This is a genomic window from Arcobacter siniprincipis (SeqCode) (assembly GCF_048571125.1).
Classification (GTDB): domain Bacteria; phylum Campylobacterota; class Campylobacteria; order Campylobacterales; family Arcobacteraceae; genus Arcobacter; species Arcobacter siniprincipis.
This window is the reverse complement of the sequence record NZ_CP182343.1, coordinates 1,497,295-1,514,463: the sequence shown is the minus strand read 5'-3', so window position 1 is coordinate 1,514,463 and position 17,169 is coordinate 1,497,295. Positions and strand designations below refer to the sequence as shown.

The 17,169-nt window shown below is 25.7% G+C and carries 16 protein-coding genes, 1 tRNA gene and 1 pseudogene; 6 read left to right on the top strand and 12 right to left on the bottom strand.

From position 1 onward, the window contains the following. Position 1: 1 nt before the first annotated feature. Entirely contained in the window at positions 2 to 373 is a 372-nt protein-coding gene (locus ACNI3D_RS07795; RefSeq protein ID WP_419768875.1) for a coiled-coil domain-containing protein, read from the bottom strand. 207 nt (positions 374 to 580) lie between these two features. Between ACNI3D_RS07795 and ACNI3D_RS07790 the strand changes: the two genes are divergently transcribed. The 3 genes from ACNI3D_RS07790 to ACNI3D_RS07780 all read left to right on the top strand — a co-directional run bounded on the left by ACNI3D_RS07790 (position 581) and on the right by ACNI3D_RS07780 (position 6,958). Next, positions 581 to 1,240, top strand: a complete 660-nt coding sequence (locus ACNI3D_RS07790) for a hypothetical protein (RefSeq protein ID WP_419768874.1) — start codon at positions 581 to 583, stop codon at positions 1,238 to 1,240. A 10-nt stretch (positions 1,241 to 1,250) separates the two neighbouring features. Beyond that, positions 1,251 to 6,170 carry a hypothetical protein gene (locus ACNI3D_RS07785; protein ID WP_419768873.1) on the top strand — a complete coding sequence of 1,640 codons (4,920 nt, stop codon included), beginning with the start codon at positions 1,251 to 1,253 and terminating at the stop codon, positions 6,168 to 6,170. Between the two features lie 305 nt (positions 6,171 to 6,475). Further along, positions 6,476 to 6,958, top strand: coding sequence for a hypothetical protein (locus ACNI3D_RS07780; protein WP_419768872.1), 483 nt, complete (start codon positions 6,476 to 6,478; stop codon positions 6,956 to 6,958). A 120-nt stretch (positions 6,959 to 7,078) separates the two neighbouring features. Here ACNI3D_RS07780 and ACNI3D_RS07775 read toward each other — a convergent pair whose 3' ends face one another. Together ACNI3D_RS07775 and ACNI3D_RS07770 are read right to left on the bottom strand one after the other, a co-directional pair. Then, complete coding sequence (locus ACNI3D_RS07775) at positions 7,079 to 7,504, bottom strand: hypothetical protein (protein WP_419768871.1); 426 nt, start codon at positions 7,502 to 7,504, stop codon at positions 7,079 to 7,081. A gap of 163 nt (positions 7,505 to 7,667) precedes the next feature. Further along, positions 7,668 to 7,835 (bottom strand): hypothetical protein, encoded by a 168-nt coding sequence (locus ACNI3D_RS07770; RefSeq protein WP_419768870.1) that lies wholly within the window; start codon positions 7,833 to 7,835, stop codon positions 7,668 to 7,670. Positions 7,836 to 8,694: 859 nt separating this feature from the next. On the opposite strand from ACNI3D_RS07770, the gene ACNI3D_RS07765 reads away from it, so the two are divergent. Next, entirely contained in the window at positions 8,695 to 9,798 is a 1,104-nt protein-coding gene (locus ACNI3D_RS07765) for a tyrosine-type recombinase/integrase (protein ID WP_419768869.1), read from the top strand. Here ACNI3D_RS07765 and ACNI3D_RS07760 read toward each other — a convergent pair. From ACNI3D_RS07760 to ACNI3D_RS07745, 4 genes and pseudogenes are all read right to left on the bottom strand, one after another. Beyond that, a complete protein-coding gene (locus ACNI3D_RS07760) occupies positions 9,784 to 10,170 on the bottom strand; it encodes a hypothetical protein (protein ID WP_419768868.1) in 387 nt (128 codons plus the stop codon). The genes ACNI3D_RS07765 and ACNI3D_RS07760 overlap by 15 nt on opposite strands. Positions 10,171 to 10,211: 41 nt before the next feature. After that, positions 10,212 to 10,811 carry a hypothetical protein gene (locus ACNI3D_RS07755; protein WP_419768867.1) on the bottom strand — a complete coding sequence of 200 codons (600 nt, stop codon included), beginning with the start codon at positions 10,809 to 10,811 and terminating at the stop codon, positions 10,212 to 10,214. Between the two features lie 9 nt (positions 10,812 to 10,820). After that, positions 10,821 to 11,519 (bottom strand): annotated as a pseudogene (gene traT / locus ACNI3D_RS07750) (complement resistance protein TraT); the annotation flags it as partial. A 115-nt stretch (positions 11,520 to 11,634) separates the two neighbouring features. After that, a complete protein-coding gene (locus ACNI3D_RS07745; protein ID WP_419768866.1) occupies positions 11,635 to 11,859 on the bottom strand; it encodes a PLDc N-terminal domain-containing protein in 225 nt (74 codons plus the stop codon). A gap of 135 nt (positions 11,860 to 11,994) precedes the next feature. On the opposite strand from ACNI3D_RS07745, the gene ACNI3D_RS07740 reads away from it, so the two are divergent. Next, positions 11,995 to 12,243, top strand: coding sequence for a helix-turn-helix transcriptional regulator (locus tag ACNI3D_RS07740; RefSeq protein ID WP_375723555.1), 249 nt, complete (start codon positions 11,995 to 11,997; stop codon positions 12,241 to 12,243). A gap of 395 nt (positions 12,244 to 12,638) precedes the next feature. On the opposite strand, the gene ACNI3D_RS07735 is transcribed toward ACNI3D_RS07740, so the two are convergent. Together ACNI3D_RS07735 and ACNI3D_RS07730 are read right to left on the bottom strand one after the other, a co-directional pair. Continuing rightward, the gene (locus tag ACNI3D_RS07735; RefSeq protein WP_129102112.1) at positions 12,639 to 12,851 is read right to left on the bottom strand and encodes a hypothetical protein; all 213 of its coding nucleotides are present in this window, start codon (positions 12,849 to 12,851) and stop codon (positions 12,639 to 12,641) included. A gap of 18 nt (positions 12,852 to 12,869) precedes the next feature. After that, a complete protein-coding gene (locus tag ACNI3D_RS07730) occupies positions 12,870 to 13,205 on the bottom strand; it encodes a hypothetical protein (RefSeq protein WP_129102113.1) in 336 nt (111 codons plus the stop codon). A gap of 144 nt (positions 13,206 to 13,349) precedes the next feature. Between ACNI3D_RS07730 and ACNI3D_RS07725 the strand changes: the two genes are divergently transcribed. Further along, complete coding sequence (locus ACNI3D_RS07725; protein WP_419768865.1) at positions 13,350 to 13,577, top strand: DUF6471 domain-containing protein; 228 nt, start codon at positions 13,350 to 13,352, stop codon at positions 13,575 to 13,577. 836 nt (positions 13,578 to 14,413) lie between these two features. Here the strand turns inward: ACNI3D_RS07725 and ACNI3D_RS07720 are convergent. The 3 genes from ACNI3D_RS07720 to ACNI3D_RS07710 form a co-directional block, all read right to left on the bottom strand. After that, on the bottom strand, positions 14,414 to 14,623 hold the full coding sequence (locus ACNI3D_RS07720; RefSeq protein WP_129102115.1) for a MerR family transcriptional regulator: 210 nt from the start codon (positions 14,621 to 14,623) through the stop codon (positions 14,414 to 14,416). A 776-nt stretch (positions 14,624 to 15,399) separates the two neighbouring features. Further along, positions 15,400 to 15,475 (bottom strand) — tRNA-Glu (locus tag ACNI3D_RS07715). A 92-nt stretch (positions 15,476 to 15,567) separates the two neighbouring features. Beyond that, positions 15,568 to 17,163, bottom strand: a complete 1,596-nt coding sequence (locus ACNI3D_RS07710; protein ID WP_419768864.1) for an Ig-like domain-containing protein — start codon at positions 17,161 to 17,163, stop codon at positions 15,568 to 15,570. Positions 17,164 to 17,169: the final 6 nt, after the last annotated feature.

Sequence of the window (17,169 nt, the reverse complement as noted above, 5' to 3'; positions counted from 1 at the left end):
TCTAGTTAAATTCGTTATTCATTTTTTTGATGGCATTTTTTACACGTGTAAGCTCACCTTGTAATTTTGCTATTTCCTGTTTATTGGATTGTTTTGTATTTTTATTAAGAGAACTGTTTTTTTCTAAATTTCGAAGTTGTTCATCTGTAGAACTTAGAAGTTTATTTACTTTATTCATTTTTTCATTTAATTTATTTGAATTGTTAATGTTAGCTTTATATTCACCTAGAGCTTTGTCGTTATTTTTGTTCTTTTTATCTGCAAGATTTTTAGTGTCTGAATGAGTGCTATTATTAGTTAGATAATCGTAACTAAAAAATACAATTGAAATAACTACAAAAATTGCAAAAATTTTCACAATATATGACTTCATTTCATATCCTTGGATTAAATTTACCAAAACTATATTGCTAAATAACTTACATATTACTTAATTATCATTATATTTTTTTCATAAATAAATATATTTTTATTATGTTTTATATTATTTTAAATATTAATTAAAATTTTTAATCATTATTAAGTAATTTATAAGTTATTTAGCAATATAGTTTTGGTAAATTTTTTGATAAGGTTGTAGATGAAAAAATATACCTACCATATATCTATTGCTTCACTTGTCTGCATGTTATTTGCATCTATGTACTTACTTTACAGTAATAGCAATAGTTATCAAGAAGAAATAACTCAAGAAAAGTTACTTCCAAACAAAACTGTTAATATTAAAAAAGATATCGATAGCAGAAAAAATAAACTTCTCGGATATAAAATAAAAGAAGTTAATTCTAAAGATTTGGATATAAAGATGTCTAACTTAAAAACAATGTTAGAAAAGACACAAGTTATGCTTAAAGAATACAACGATACTCATCCACAAAAAATTATAAATAATCAAGAAATTGATAAATTAGTTAATTTAGATTTAAATGAAAACAATTCTAATATTAAAAACAAAAATAATGTACCAATAAAAGATGATTTATCAGAAAAGAAAAAAGAAGATGAAAACTTATCTACAAAAAATAAATATAATTATGTATCAAATAATTATGTTGTAAGTTCTCCAAGTCAAAAAAATGTTTTCCAAGCTACTTCTTCATCTAAAAATAAAGTAAAGAATTCTAGCTCCTCTAATGCTAACATTATAGATAGTAATGTTAGCGCAGAAGTTAGTAAACTTCAAATGCAAATTGAGGATGTCAAAAAAGTCATCACTCAAGTAAGCTCAAATATTAATTAAAGGTATTACCATGACAAAAGTATTTTATAAAAGTTTTTTAAAGTTCAGTGTTTTTATTACCATTGCTTTATCTACACAGTTATTTGCAGTAAATACAAGTATACAAACACTAAAAGCTTGTAGCAATAGTGATTACGAAAAAATATATAACTTCACACCTTTATGTGTTGGCGATGAAAAAATAGAATTACTAAATAACTTAAATACCTATGGTAGTAACAATGCAGAATATCAAACAAAAAGTAATAACTTTACTAAGATTATTTCTCTTGATGAAAACAACTCAATTATCTGGCAAATCACTACGAAAGAAGGTTTAACTTATACTTATAAAGATTTGACTAAGGATAGTTCAAATAATGCATTGTTTGATAATAAAAGATTGAAAATAACAAGTATAAAAGATACTGCAAATAATACAATAACTCTTCCTTATAAAAGTTCTGAAATCACATTTGATTATGAATATTCAACTAATAATAAACCTCTTTTGAGTCAAATAACTACAACTTCGGAAAATGGAACTGCTTATTATGGAATATCATATGATACAAATAATACTGCAACTATAACTACACTTCAAGCTCCTAAAAATATCTCTGTAATTTTAAGTAAAAAATATGACTATGATGTAAATTTAAGAGAGCTTAGAGAAAGCATTAGTGGAGTAGGTATAGAATCTCGTATAAAAAAACATGAATATGGAGATAACTCTTCGAATAAAATTATAAAAACAATTAATCCATTGGGGCAGATTCAAACAAGAACCTATGATGAAAATAATAATCTTATTTCTTTTATGGATGAAAATTCTTTAACAACAACTTGGGAATATGATGAAAATAATAGAAAAATAAAAGAAACAAGACCTGATAATACAACAACAACTTATACATATAGTACAAATGATTTAATTAATAATGCTTCTTATAAAATAATTATCACAAAAAAAGGGCAACCAAATGTTACAAAATATTATGATAGTAAAAAAAGATTAATTCAGACAGAAAAACTAGCTTTCAATCATAGAAACATTTTAGAAGATATAACATATGATGACAATGGCAGAATAAGCTCTTACTCTATACCATATTTTAAGGGAGAAAAACCTTTTTTCATTTATATCAGTTATGATGAAAAAAATAGAGTTATTTCTTTAGATAAACCTGGATTAAATGAACAAAGACTAATTACATCATATACTTACAATGATACAACGACGACAGTAACTTATCCAGATGATAAGAAAAAAATAATCAATAATGATGGAACTAATACAAATCTTCAATATAAATATGATGTGATAGGTAACCTTATTGAAACTACTGATGATTTGAATAGAAAAGTTTTGTATAGTTATGATCTTCTAAATAGGTTAGTTAAAAAAGAGATTTTTTCTAATAATGCCAATGAAGCAGAAAATATTGTATATTATGTTTACGACAGAGCAAACAATGGTCAAGGAAAATTAGCATATGAAAAATCAAAAGAATATAAAAAAGAATATTTTTATGATGAATTTTCAAGAGTAAAAGCTACTAAAGTGTATCTTGGAAATAAAACTTTTGCAACACAATATTCATATACACCAGAAAGTAAACTAGAAAAAACAATTAGTCCTGATGGTTTTGTAACAATCAATGAGTATAATGATTTAGGTTATCTAAGTGCAGTAAAATCTCCTAAAAAAGATTCTGTTGAATTAGATTTTGATGGATTAAAAGAACTTATTTCTAATAATTTAACAAATGAGTATAACTTATATGTACAGTATTATGATTTAAAATCAAAAGTCAATTTTTATACTTATAAAAAAGAACTTTATACAACACTTAGTACAGAATATGCCACTATAGATAGCCAAATACAAGCTCAGCTTATTTCAATATCTTCACTTTTAGATGAAACTATTTCCTTACTAAATTCTAATATTGCTGAGTATGAAAAATATTTAAACAATTATAAAAAAATAAGAAACAACTATTTACTACCAAAAGCGACTGAGAATAGTGCTGAAGAAAACTTCAAATGGTTAAGAGATACTTTTAATAACAAAAGTAAAGATTATCTTTCATTATCAACTACATATATTGATAAAGCCAGTAATTTACTTGAAGGGATTATTACAAACCCAGAATTACTAAATAACAAATTAAATATTGATAAAAAATTAATTAATAATTACAAAAATGAAGCATCAACAATAAGTAATTATGCGCAATCTTTATTATCTCAATCAAATAATTATAATATTCAATATGAAGCTTTGAAAAAAGGCTTAGGAGGAACTCAACAAAATGGGTATCTTGGAACCTTTGCTAGTAATGAATATAAATATTTTTATAAAATATTAGATACAGACCCTTTAGGTAGAGTAACAAATGAAATTTTAGGAAATGGCTTAGTTACAAAAAGAGTATATGATCCTTCTAGTGGGAATCTATTAAGAATCACAACGGGGTATTATGGTAATAATGATATTAAAGATATACAATATACTTATGATACCAATAATAACTTAACAGTAAAATACGATCTGAATAATAAATTTACTCAAAGTTATAAATATAATGAAAAAAATAGACTTGTAAGTGCTTCAAGTGTAGGAGAAAGTTTCTATTCAAATATTGCATATAATTATGTAGATGTTGTTGATAGTCAATATACTTATAATAATGTAGATAATAAATTTACAGATAAGACAACAAACCTATCAATTACTGTTAATGAACCAAATATTATAAAAGATGGCTTACTAACACAAGAGACACTATATGCAGCAGATAAGTCAAGTTATAAAGCAACAAAAAAGAATGGAGATAAAATCTCAACAACTTATAAAGTTGGTAAAAACTTCAAATATACAGTAGATGATGAAGGTACAAAATATAAAAATTATATCTATGTCAATGGACAATTAATTGCTATTCATGATGAGGATAATATTAGTGATTTATCAATTCCTAATAACTACTATATACATAAAGACCTATTTGGTTCTATTGATATAATTACAAATCAATCTGCACTTGTAGAAAAGAGTATAAGTTATAGACCTTTTGGAGAACAAAGTGATATTACTTGGACAAAGCTAGAAGAAAATGATAATCTTACAAATATTGGATTTAAAGGATATGAGAAAAATCAATTTAATCTTTTAGATATTAATGGATATGCATATGATCCAAAAGTTGCAAAAACATTAACAGATGAATCAATAAATATTTTAGATGATAATAGTAGTGAATTTTTCATGTATAGTAGTCCAACAAAGTATGTTGATAAAACGATGGATATTTGGTACAAAAATTTTATAAATATTTTTGATATGAAAAAACTTTTATCTAATGATGACCCATTATTTAATCTTGAAATTAAAAAAGATATTTACTCATTATCTTCTTTAGAAAATGTATATATAGGTAGTACACCTCCAGATGATTCGAGTTTGATATGGTATAAACCAAATGAAAATGGTGGACTTGATATTTCAATTTTTAATGGAACTTCTTGGGAAAGTAAAGGGGCAACAGGCTCATTAGATACAACAGGAACAATTACAGCAAGTAGTCTAGAACAACTTAATAATATGCCTTGTTTTTACAAAGATTTAGGCTTTGTTGATTCAGGTTCAAGTAAAATTCCTTATACTTGTTCTACATCTCAAAAATGGGAATTAGGTGGAATATTTAGTGGAACTTTTGATATGTTAGACTTAGTATCAAAATATCAAACAGCATTAAGTGGAAGTAAAATCAATGCAAGTACACAAAATGGTGAATTTTCTGGAACAAAAGAATTTACAAAAATTGGTGAATATTGGGTAGATGGATCAAATAATTATATTGCATCAAATACTCTAGCAAATATTGTTCCTAAAACGAATATGAATTTGAATAGCACTGCTTTTGCATTAAAAGATTCATCTTCATTGTATGTATTAAAAAAACTTGATGTACCAACACAAAATATAAAATGGGTTTATTTAGCAAATGGATTTAATGATATTGTTTTAAACTATGATTTTATTGAAACAGTAGATAGCGGTTATGTATTGGATAAAAAAAGCAATAACTTCTTTAAACAAACAAATAATATCTGGAGTTCATTAGATAACAAAATACAACTTTCTTCTAGCCCATCAGGAAGAGATATTTTTACAAACTTTAATAAAGAATATAGATATTACTTATTAAATAATGATTGTACAGAAACATCTTGTTATGGAACAGTTGAAAACAATTATTATGCTGGTATAAAATTTGATAATCTCTTCATGTATAACTATGTATCAACAGGTAAAAATAAAAATGGACTGGTTGATGCAATTCCACAAGAATCAATAGAAGAAATGTACACAAATGGGATTAATTCTGTAATTGTTGATAATAAAGTATATACAAAACAAGTTGATAATAAAAATAACATAACTTATAAAAGGGAAGATGGCACTTATATTACAAAATCAGGAGCAGAGATACCTTCATCTTTTGTGCAAAATGGAATATTAAACCTACCTTCAAATTATGATTCAAGTGTTGCCGTATTTAATACTAATGCATTAGTGCTACCTGCTTATACACAAGCTACTAATTGGGTGGATGCACCAGAAAATGTTCAAGTAATGGTTAATAATACTATTTTTACACATAAAGTTAATGGAAATATTGATTTTTGGACAAACAATCCAAGTGGTGATGGGCAAGAAAGTGCAACAAGAATTTTCACAAAAGGTGATAGGGGAAATCTACCTTTAATAACACATAATTTAGAAGTATTGACAAAAAATGTAGGTACACAAAATCGTTATACAGATGAAGGAGTAACATCAAGTATTGATGGAACATTTAAGCAATGGTATTACTCTGTTTCGGGTACTGTTGTAAATAATTTGTTGGATGGGAGGATTGCTAGTGATTATTATTCATGACACAAATGCTGGTTCTTATATAGTTTATCCATCGAGTGGGAGACGATATTCAGATAATAACCAGATTTGGTCAGTTATATGATGTAATTTTAGACAGATCACCTTGCGTATTTAGATACGATTGCTACTTGCATATTAGTTCTAATGGGACATTGTATTATCGTTACACGAACAAAGTATTCTTGGGATAACTATGGAAGATATATTGGAAAGGTGGTTGGAGAAAAAGATGGAATTCATATACGGACTACTTGGCAAAATTACAATATTTGCATCGTAGATTATAAGTACTTTAATAGGATGGATTGATTAATTCTGTTTCGGGTACTGTTGTAAATAATTTGTTGGATGGAGTTCTTTGTGATGGAAGAAGCTGTTATCAGAATACACTAGCAATGAATGCAACAATAGGAATTAATAGAGATGGTACTGTTTTAAAATTTGATGGTAATCTTTGGCATCAGGCTTTAAATAATGATATGATTGTTAGTTCTGGTAGCACATATATTTCAAAAAATAAAACAAAAATTATAGGGATTAGTTCTCAACTTTTATATTACGATAATTGCAGTTTAGGTCTGCAATATAAAAGAAGTATTGGGTGTTCTTCAAAGGGAATGAGAGTTCCTTATACTTACGAAGCTAAGGCTTGGAATGGAAATGGTGTTAATTCGTGTAGTGATTGGACTTTTGCAATAAATCAACCAAAGGATGAAGTTGAAGTTTTTTTAGGTACAAGTTATAGAAATAATAAAGGAGATTATTATTATGCAAGATGTGTAAAATAACATTTAGGAGTGTCCAAATAGAGGAACTATAGGTAATATGAATGAGTGCAGTGCAGAATGTAAGGAAATAACTACAGCATCCTGAAAGAGCCTAGAGCTTATCAGATGCTGTGTTAATAATTACTTTACACATCTTAAATAAGCTTCTGTATTATCTACAGTATCTACACTTGATTTACTTTTATTATTCCACATCCAAAAATCATTACGATAAGAATGACTAGAAGTCCATGTCTGCCCTGAACAAGAGGGAACACCATTTGCTATGTAAGAATCTGTTATTGAAATACTAGGAATGCTACCAAAAGAATTACAAGCTCCTGCAATATGTTTCCAGTCTCCTTTACGATAAGAACAACCTGCATACCAATAATTACTCCCTTTTGCCCAACCTACTGCTCCGCTTGGAATAAGTGCTTCTTTTTGAATAACAGTATAAGAATTCCCAGTTAATGAGTGATTCTTAATATAATAAGAATTGTTACTTTTTTGTTTCCAATAACTTCCATCAAAGGAAATAAGTTTATTATCAGCATTTAATGCCAAGCCTATACTTTTAGCTAAATTATTAGAATAACAATTTGACCAAGAGCATAATGGAGCATCCAACAAGTTATTAATAACACTACCCGAAACAGAAATAAGCTAAAAGCTAGAAAAATCTTTATATTCTATTATTGCAACATATTATGTCATTAATGCCAATTAACTACTTTCGTATAGCAACTAGTACATCTTGAAGGACTGTATGAATTTGAACATCTTGTGAAAATATAGTCTTTGCCTTTACTCCAATCAATTCTAACTGTGGTTGTTCCTTTATAATTGTTTGCCTTAAAAGTGCTTTGTCCCACTTTATACACAGTAATAGTGCCATTGCTACACATTGCATACGAACTATTGTAATCTTTATTGCTATAGTAATAATTTCTCACAACATCATAACTACCCCATATCTTACTATCTGAAAACCTTTTACCATTAATAGGATTTACAATGTAATTATTAGCATTTAATCTGAAATAATCACTAGCATCCTCCCATCCAACAAGTTATTTACAATGTACCCGAAACAAATTAATCAATCCATCCTATTAAAGTACTATAACACGATGGAAAATTGTAATTTTGCCAAGTGTCCGTATATGAATTCCATCTTTTTCTCCAACCACCTTTCCAATTATTTCCATAGTTTCCCAAGAATACTTTGTTCGTGAACGATAATACAATGTCCCATTAGAACAATATGAAGTAGCAATCGTATCTAAATACCAAGGTGATCTGTCTAAAATTACATCATATTCTGACCAAATCTGGTTATTATCAATTCGTCTCCCACTCGATGGATAAACTATATAAGAACTGCATTTGTGTCTGATAATAATCACTAGCGATTCTCCCATCCAACAAGTTATTTACAACAGTACCCGAAACAGAATGTAAGTATAAGTTAAAATATTAGAAATATCATATCTAATACTTGAAATATATACTTATTTTAAATATAATATTAATTATGAATTATATTAATCAGTTTCTAAAAAAAAACATTCAAAAATGTTATAATAATTTTATTTTTAATAATAAAAAACTTAAAATAGTAAAGATAGCTTATTTATGCAATCTTTATTTTTTCATTGAACAATTTCAGAAAACTTTTTTTACCTTATTTTTTAATATAACTGGCTTTATTGATCTATGCAATATTTTTAGAAATAGTAACAAGATAATGAAAAATGAGTAATTCTATCTTATCGAAAAGTATCAAGACCTGTTATAAAGGAATTTATAAAAAAGAGACTAAAAAAGGTACATGTTATATAGCAAGATATACTGTTAATAAAAAAACAAAAACTCAAATAGTAGGATACGAACATGAAGGTATAACAGAATATGAAGCATACAAAATGAAAATTCAATTATCTTCATCATCTAACCTTATAGAAGCTTTAGAAACAAACTATGATCAAAAATATGATATTCCAACATTATTTAAAAAATTCACTACCTTTAGAGAACCATATTTAGCAAAAAATACTATATCAAATTACAATTCTATCTTTAATAAATACATCAGTGTTGATTTTAAATATAAAGATATCAGAAGTGTTACAAGAAATGACTTGCAGTTATATATAAATAAATTATTAACCTATTTACGACCTGCAACTGCAGAAAAAATAGTATATGCATTTAAGAAATTTTATATATATCTACAAGATAATGGCATCTACAAATATAATATGGCATCTTCCATAATGATGCCAAAATATGATAATAAAAAATATTTTTCAATTACAAAAAAAGACGTTAAAAGACTAATTCATTATATTATGAATATAAATAATCAGACTTATAAAACATTGTATTGTATGCTGTTACATGGTAGAAGAATTAATGAGTTATTACAACTAAAATGGATAGATATAGATTTTGCAAGTGAGATTTATCACTTAAATTATAAAAATACAAAAACTAAAAAAAACCAATATTATTATTTAGAAGACTTTCAACTTAAAGAATTGATTAACCTTAGAAAATTACATTTAGACTCTATATATGTATTTGAAAATCCAAATACTAAGTTACCTTTAACATATACTTCTTTTTTTAGAATTCACAAAAAGCTTAGAAAAGAATTGAATATGATAGATTTTAATATACATTCAATAAGACATATGACTGCTTTCTTATTAGTAAATAATGGATATTCATTAGAAATTACTGCAAAAATATTAGGACATCAATCTATTCAAAGCACCAGTAGATATGCTGTTCTTGAAATGAATAAGGCAAAAGATGCATACTCTAAAACATTTAAGCAATTAATTAAGATTTAAAATTAAATTATTTATTATTTTAAAACGATATAAACAAGAAATAGAAAAATAAATAAAAACCAAAGAATAATAAAAATAATCAATCCTAGCATCTAACATAGATAAACACAAAAAAGCTATAATCGTAAGAAAACAACTTATATAAGCAGCAATATATAAATTCTTACAAATTAAATTATATTTAGAGATTTTATTATCTATTAAATCGTTATTGTCAAAACCATTATTTTTATCTATGATTTGAAGGCTTTTTAAAAGAGTAAAGTCTTTTATTACTTTTTCATTCTTATACTTCATTATTATATGAATAAACCCTACTAACAAAAGTGTTATAGATATAGCAATTATCTCATTAAAAGTAAATTCAAACATGATAATCCCATATGTAATTATTTTAGTACAATTTCGATAGTTTAATGAACTATGAGATTTTTAATATCAATATCATCATCATAGTAACCATTTTCTTTTAAGTATTTAATAACATCATTTGCATCATAAATTAATATATCATGAGGCTTTTCTTTGAAAACTTGAATAGTTAATACTCCACTTCTTTTTGGTTTTCTAATTATGTCACAAGTATGAGATTGTAATATTAATACATCACCAATAGAAGTAGTACATTCTTCGAAAAATTCTTCTGGAGTATTCATTAAAATACCTCTTGCATTAGAAATACCAATTGGAGAGATAATTGCAAAATATTTATTTTTAGTCAAAAAAGTAGTTTGTGCAGCAGCTTGCATTGCAGCTGCTACAGAATTATTTAATCCTTTATGAACAAAACCATAATTACTTAGGTTTGACCATGCTTGAACTAAATAAATACTGTCCTTTTTTGCAGAAATAATATAAGGACAAGATTCACTATCAATAAAATCAGCCATTTTCTTACAATAATGTTCTGTTTGTTTAACTTGTATTCCTATATTTTCGTAATTAGAACAACCAGTAAATAATAATACAGTAAGAACTGATGATATTACTAAAAGTTTATTTATTTTTTTCACTTTATATCCTTAAAATAAGTTTACAATTTGATTAGATGCTTTAGAACTTAAAATAGGTAGAGCTTCTTTAAGTTTTAAATTCATCCTAACAGCTTCAACAAATAATCTTGTTAAATATTTATTGTAATTAACTTTATCATATTCAGTTGTTGATTCTGATATTCCACTTGACATTTCAGTAGCACCATCATTATTTCCAATATTTCCAGCTAATGAATTCATATCTCCTGCTCGTTCAGAATTTCCAATATTAGCACCTGTATCTAAAGTATTTCTAGATGTATTTATCTCTTTAGATTTATAATCACGAATTTCAACATCAATTACAGCACGAAAGATATCATCTTCCATAGCAGAGCCAATAATTCCGCTACCTAGAGCAGCAATAGCACCAACAATTAAAGAACTACTTCCACTTCCTCCACTAATAGCAGTTGAACCACCTGCTAATACTCCAGAAGAGACAGCACTCTTAATCGCATTTGCTTCCTTTAGATTATTTGCAAATAATACATTTACAAACAAACCATAAGAAGCATCTTTTGAGGTAGTAACTAAGGTATAGCCTTTAGCTTGTAATTTTGTTTTTAGATCATCATAAAGCTTTAGATTTTCTCCTCCACTTCCAGCTGTATTTGAAACTTGAACATATATATTTCTATTTTGTTTTTTACTTTTATCTAAAGTAATAGTTCTAGTTAATTTTGCTCTTGTTTGTAATTATGTAGTTCCACAACCTGTAAGTATTATTGCACTTAGTAATAAAAGTACAAAACTTTTATTTAATTTTTTCATTTATTATTCCAATGTATAAATTCAAAATTTAATTACTTTTTTGTATTTTTGGTATTTTTTGTTTTCTACCAATAAGAAAATATAATAAAACACCTACAAAAGGTAATATAAAATAAATAATTAGCCAGATTAATTTATTGTTACCTGTAAATTCACTCTTTAATATATCAATTAGTGCATATATATAATAAACAAATATAATCAATGGCACAAAGAATGTCAACATACTTGAAATAATATTTACCACTTCCATTTTTTCTCCTAATTTAAATTATTTTTATTTTACAAAATTAAATATTAATAACAAATTATACATATATGTATTATTGGATATTCCACAATTCATATAAAATCTTTTAATAATTATACATATATGTAAAGGCTCTAATTGCTTAATTTTTCAGAAGATGAAATATTAGAATTTCAAGATTTAATCTCAAATAATATAAGACAACTAAGAATTGAAAGAAATATGACTCAACTTGATTTATCAATTGAGTTAGGTTTAAAAAACTCTAGTTATATATCTCATGTGGAAAATCCAAAGATTAAGACACATCATTATTCTATTGTTCATTTATACAAATTAAGTAAAATATTTGATATTGATATTGAAGAGTTTTTTAAACAAAAATAACGCTAAAATCTTTAGATAGTTATCAAAACAACTTACGCAAAATATTTTGCACTTTTTTTACATCTTTATATTTATTTAAATAAAACAAACCTAAACCTAATACAATTAGAAACAAGGCAGTATAAATACCTTCACTAGTAGTAGAGAGCATAAATAGAATAATCCCAGGAAAAATAAAAAGAAATACAACTATTAAATTTAACACATAAATAACCTTGTATTTAAATTTAAATACTATATTGACATAAATATTAAGAATAGATAAAATACAAAAAAGGATACACATGGAAATGCTAGAATTTGTAAAATTATCAATCATAACTGTTATTACAATTTATACACTATACTTAACAATAAATTTAAAATCAAAGAGTAAAGAATCTTAATTTAAAATTTCAATACTCTTTAAAATCATCTACTAAAATCTGATTTACTTTATTATAAATTTCACTTGCAAATTCACTCTCAGTAGCATAAGTTGATGCACCAAATATTTTTGCATTTTCATTTCTAATTCCAAACTCATTTTCAAAAAAATCTAAAACTTTTTCTTGTTCTTTTTTCGAAAATTTATTTTCTAATTCAATTACAGTTTTTACATTTAACATATTATTTTCCTTTTAATTTTATACAACAAATGCCAAAGAATTTTTTGCTATTGTTTCAAGTAAAGATGGCTTTAAAAAATAAAAACTATTGTTAGATATAAAATTAACAATATCAATTAAAAACCAATCAATACAGACAACTCCAACTTGAAAGATAAATCTATAATGCACCTTTATATAAAATACAAATTTATAAAAAATACCTGATATAAAAATAGTTAAAAATACTGAAACTATTTTTATATCACATACATTAAAACTAATGCAATAAATAAAAAATACAACTGGAATAATTGGCTCAAGAAAAATATTTCTTATCAAAAACTTCTTACTGTTTTTATCTTCATTATTCATATTTAATCCTTTTCGTTTTTAAGTGAAAAAATATTATCATATATGATAAATAAATTCAAGTCATTTATGAACAATTTGACTTGTTTTTGACAATTTCTTATTAAATATGATACAATTTATAAAATCTAATTAAAAAGAATACTTATGGAAGAAAAAGACTATACGAAAGAAGCCAAACTCCTTATCAAAAAATTAATGTTGCAAGAAGATATAAATTTTATTGAGTTAACAAAAATTTTAAAAGAAAAAGGATTTGATTATACCGAGGCTGCAGTAAGGCAGAAGATATCAAGGGGTCGATTTGATTTTGCTTTTTGTTTACAAATAATTGGGGCCTTGAATTATAAATTGAATTTAGAAAAAGATAAATAAAAGTTATTAGTAGATTTGTTTTATTATTCAATGCTTATAAAATACTCTTAAATGCTCTAAAAACAATTTTCTTTATTAAGTAAGGGAAATCATCAAAAATAATAAAACTTTTAGTATAAGATAGATTTACGCTCTTTTAAATATATACTAAAAAAAACTGTTCCAATAAAAACTATATATAAATAAATTTGCGCATTTTGTTTTTTTATTCAAAACTGTATTTTTGCACTACTATACTATGAAATAGAGCCATGTGTTTCTACAGAATATTACTTTTAGCTCACAATACAAGCCATGTGTTTCTACATGGTATTTAAATTTCATTACTTGTATACTATGAAATAGAGCCATGTGTTTCTACATGAAAAACTGAGCAAATCATGTATTTATACATAATTCAAAATATAAAAATAAATCATGATTTTTTAAAGAAATTTGATTATTCCTCTATAAGAGCCATGCATTTCTACATGGCATTTAAATTTCATTACTTGTATACTATGAAATAGAGCCATGTGTTTCTGCATGAAAAACTGAGCGAATCATGTATTTATACATAATTTTCAATATGAAGATAAGTCATCATTTCTAAAAAAGTTTTTTCATCATATTAAATATATATTTCAATAGAAACTATTAATGGAAGCACATGTTTTAGGAAATAATCATATATTAAATTTATGTTTATTTATAAATAAAGTTTAAATCTTGAAAGGCATAAAGAAGAAAAATATTTTATAATAATTGATACATAATTCGTAAAAATTATTAGCGAGTGAAAATAAAATTTCACTCACTAAAAGATATTTTTTATTAATAAAAATATCTTTAAATAGTTAAAACAAATCTCTGATTTCTACAACTTTATGATTTTCAAACCACTTGTCAATTTCAATTTGATCATACCTAATAAACTTTCCAATTTTTGAAAAAGGGATAAGCTTTTTCATTCTCATTTTTGCTTGAGTACTTTGCTTAATTTGATATTTTAATTCAAAGTTTTTTGGACTCATCCATCTATTATTTTGAGTTTCATTATTTGTCATTATTTTCCCTCTATTATATTAAATATTTTGATTAGTTGAAAATTAATTATTGTAATTTTTTATCTGATTGGAGTATGTAAAAAATATTTTTTTTGATATTTTTACATTCATTTGGTTAGTTTCTCATGGTAGAGATTTATCTTTAATTTTAAATAAAAATATTTTTATTTGTTATCACAAAGATAACAGTTTTTTCTTTTTAGATATTAAAAAATAATATCTTATATTTAATAATATTAGTATACTAATAATGTTTAATTTAACTCGAAGAGTTTCATATCTCTTTCATTTTTTAGAATGATATTTAATTAAGTTATTATAAAAAATAACAACTATTTTTGATTTTACTATTATAAATTTATATAGTACTGTTTAATTCAATTTAATGAATTTTATACCTCCAAACAATTTGTCTAGAGATATTTTTTATCAAGTTATTATTAATTGATTTAATGATAACTTGTATTATTTTCAACTGATAATATGGTATATTGATTTTCCTGACTATTAACTTAAAAATTAACTACAAATTTAAATACATAAAACTCTATAAGTAAAAAAGTTAATAAATAGGGAACTAAGTAATTTATGCTTATTAATTATTATTGAATATGTTTATTTTAATGAAAGGAAAAATTCATGAAATAAAATTCCTTGTAATAAAAATATATAATTTTGCAAGAAAAGTATGTCCCAAGGTATGTCCCATACAAACCTTAAACAAATTAATTAATTTATATATTACTAAGAGTAATGATTTTATCGATATTTTAGTGTGGCGACCCCATCAAGATTCGAACTTGAGTTTACAGGAGGAAATCCTGTCGTCCTTGGCCACTAGACGACGGGGTCGAAGAGTGGAATTATAGTTTAGATTCTTTTTATTTATGCTTAAAAGTAAGGGGAAATTTAAGAAAAAGAGGCTGAATACCTCTTTTTTTAGTTTAGATATCTATTAGTGTTGTTGAGATATCAACATATACTGTGGCATCATCTTTTATCCATATCTCAAATATATCATCGCCATCTTTTACTTGAACGCCTGTTTTTAGCCAATCTTTTGCGTATTTTTGTACTTCTTCCGTTTCATCAACTGCTACGTTTGAATCTATCTCATCGTTATTATCTGATATCTCATTATCCATAGAAGTTTCTACTTCTGGCTCTTCTACATCAGAAGATACATCGTCATTTTCTTTTTTTGTTTGCTCATTGTTAGACTGCTCTAATATCTCATCATCAACACTTTCTTCCATACCAGTTAAAGTCAAATCTTTAGTAGTAGGAATAGATTCTATTTGAACATCATTTAAAAAGTCATCTTCTATATAACTAAGATCATCTTCGTACTCAATATCTTCTTCATCAATAGAAATACTTTCATCACTTCCATATTCTTCAATCCTATTTTCTAAACTCTCTACAATAGCTAATTCATCAAATACGCTTGTCATATCATCTTCTGAAACGTCATTCTCAACTTCAGTATCACTTAGTGTACTTTCATTTTCAAGAGATGCTATTGTATCTGTAGCACTCTCTTCATCTGCAATATCTACCGTCTCAAACTCATCTGTTGATTCTTCATCTAAAGAAGTTAGCTTTTCATTCCAGTAATGATTACTATCTATTTGTGCTATCTCATTTCCTGCTATGTCATTCTCTATTGCTTTAAAAAACTCTTTTTTACTTACAGGTGTTCCTGCAAAGTTTGAGATACCTACGCTCCAAGTTCTATCTTCTCGTATGGTTGTTGTGGCGACTTTAATACCATCTTCATCAAATATTGATACACTATTTTTACTTTCCAATCCTTTACCACTTATATTTATATAAGAGTACTCTTCATTTGCATCTGATATGTTTGTTATCTCAAATCTTTTGATATCTGATTCTGAGCTATTTACAGTGATAGTTTGAATCTCTGTTCCTGAATTTCCTTCTTTATCAGTGGCTGTTATTCTTAGGTTTTGTGTTCCATTTGAAAGTTCACTTGTCGTTATTGAATAATTTCCCTCATCGTCTGATATTGTACTTCCTAAAACATTTCCAGCATCATCTGTGATAGTTACTCTTGCACCACTTTCAGTTATACCTCTTATTGTAGGTCTATTATCACTTGTAATATTAGTATCTGATACATTAGTGTCACTTTCATCACTTTCAATAGGAGAAAAGCTTTCATTAGCTTTTGGTGATTTTTCAATCAGGGTTAAAAGTTTATCTACTAAATCTATCTCTTCAAAATTACCTTTTTCATCTAAAAAAGCTATGGCAGAGGTATCTAATTTATCCATAAGCCCATGGGTATCTGTTGCACTATTTTGCTTGATAAAAGTAATTATATCTTTCACTACTACACTATTTCTATCTGGGAAATTTATTTTTAAAGAGTCATCAATAATTTCTAAGTCTAATAATTCAGGTCGTTCAGGTACAAGTACATAGTCACCTTTTTTTATATCTATGACATCAAATAAGCTAACTTCATATATTGTGCTTTCACCATTTGGACTTTTAACTGTAATACTTGTAGCCACTTAAAA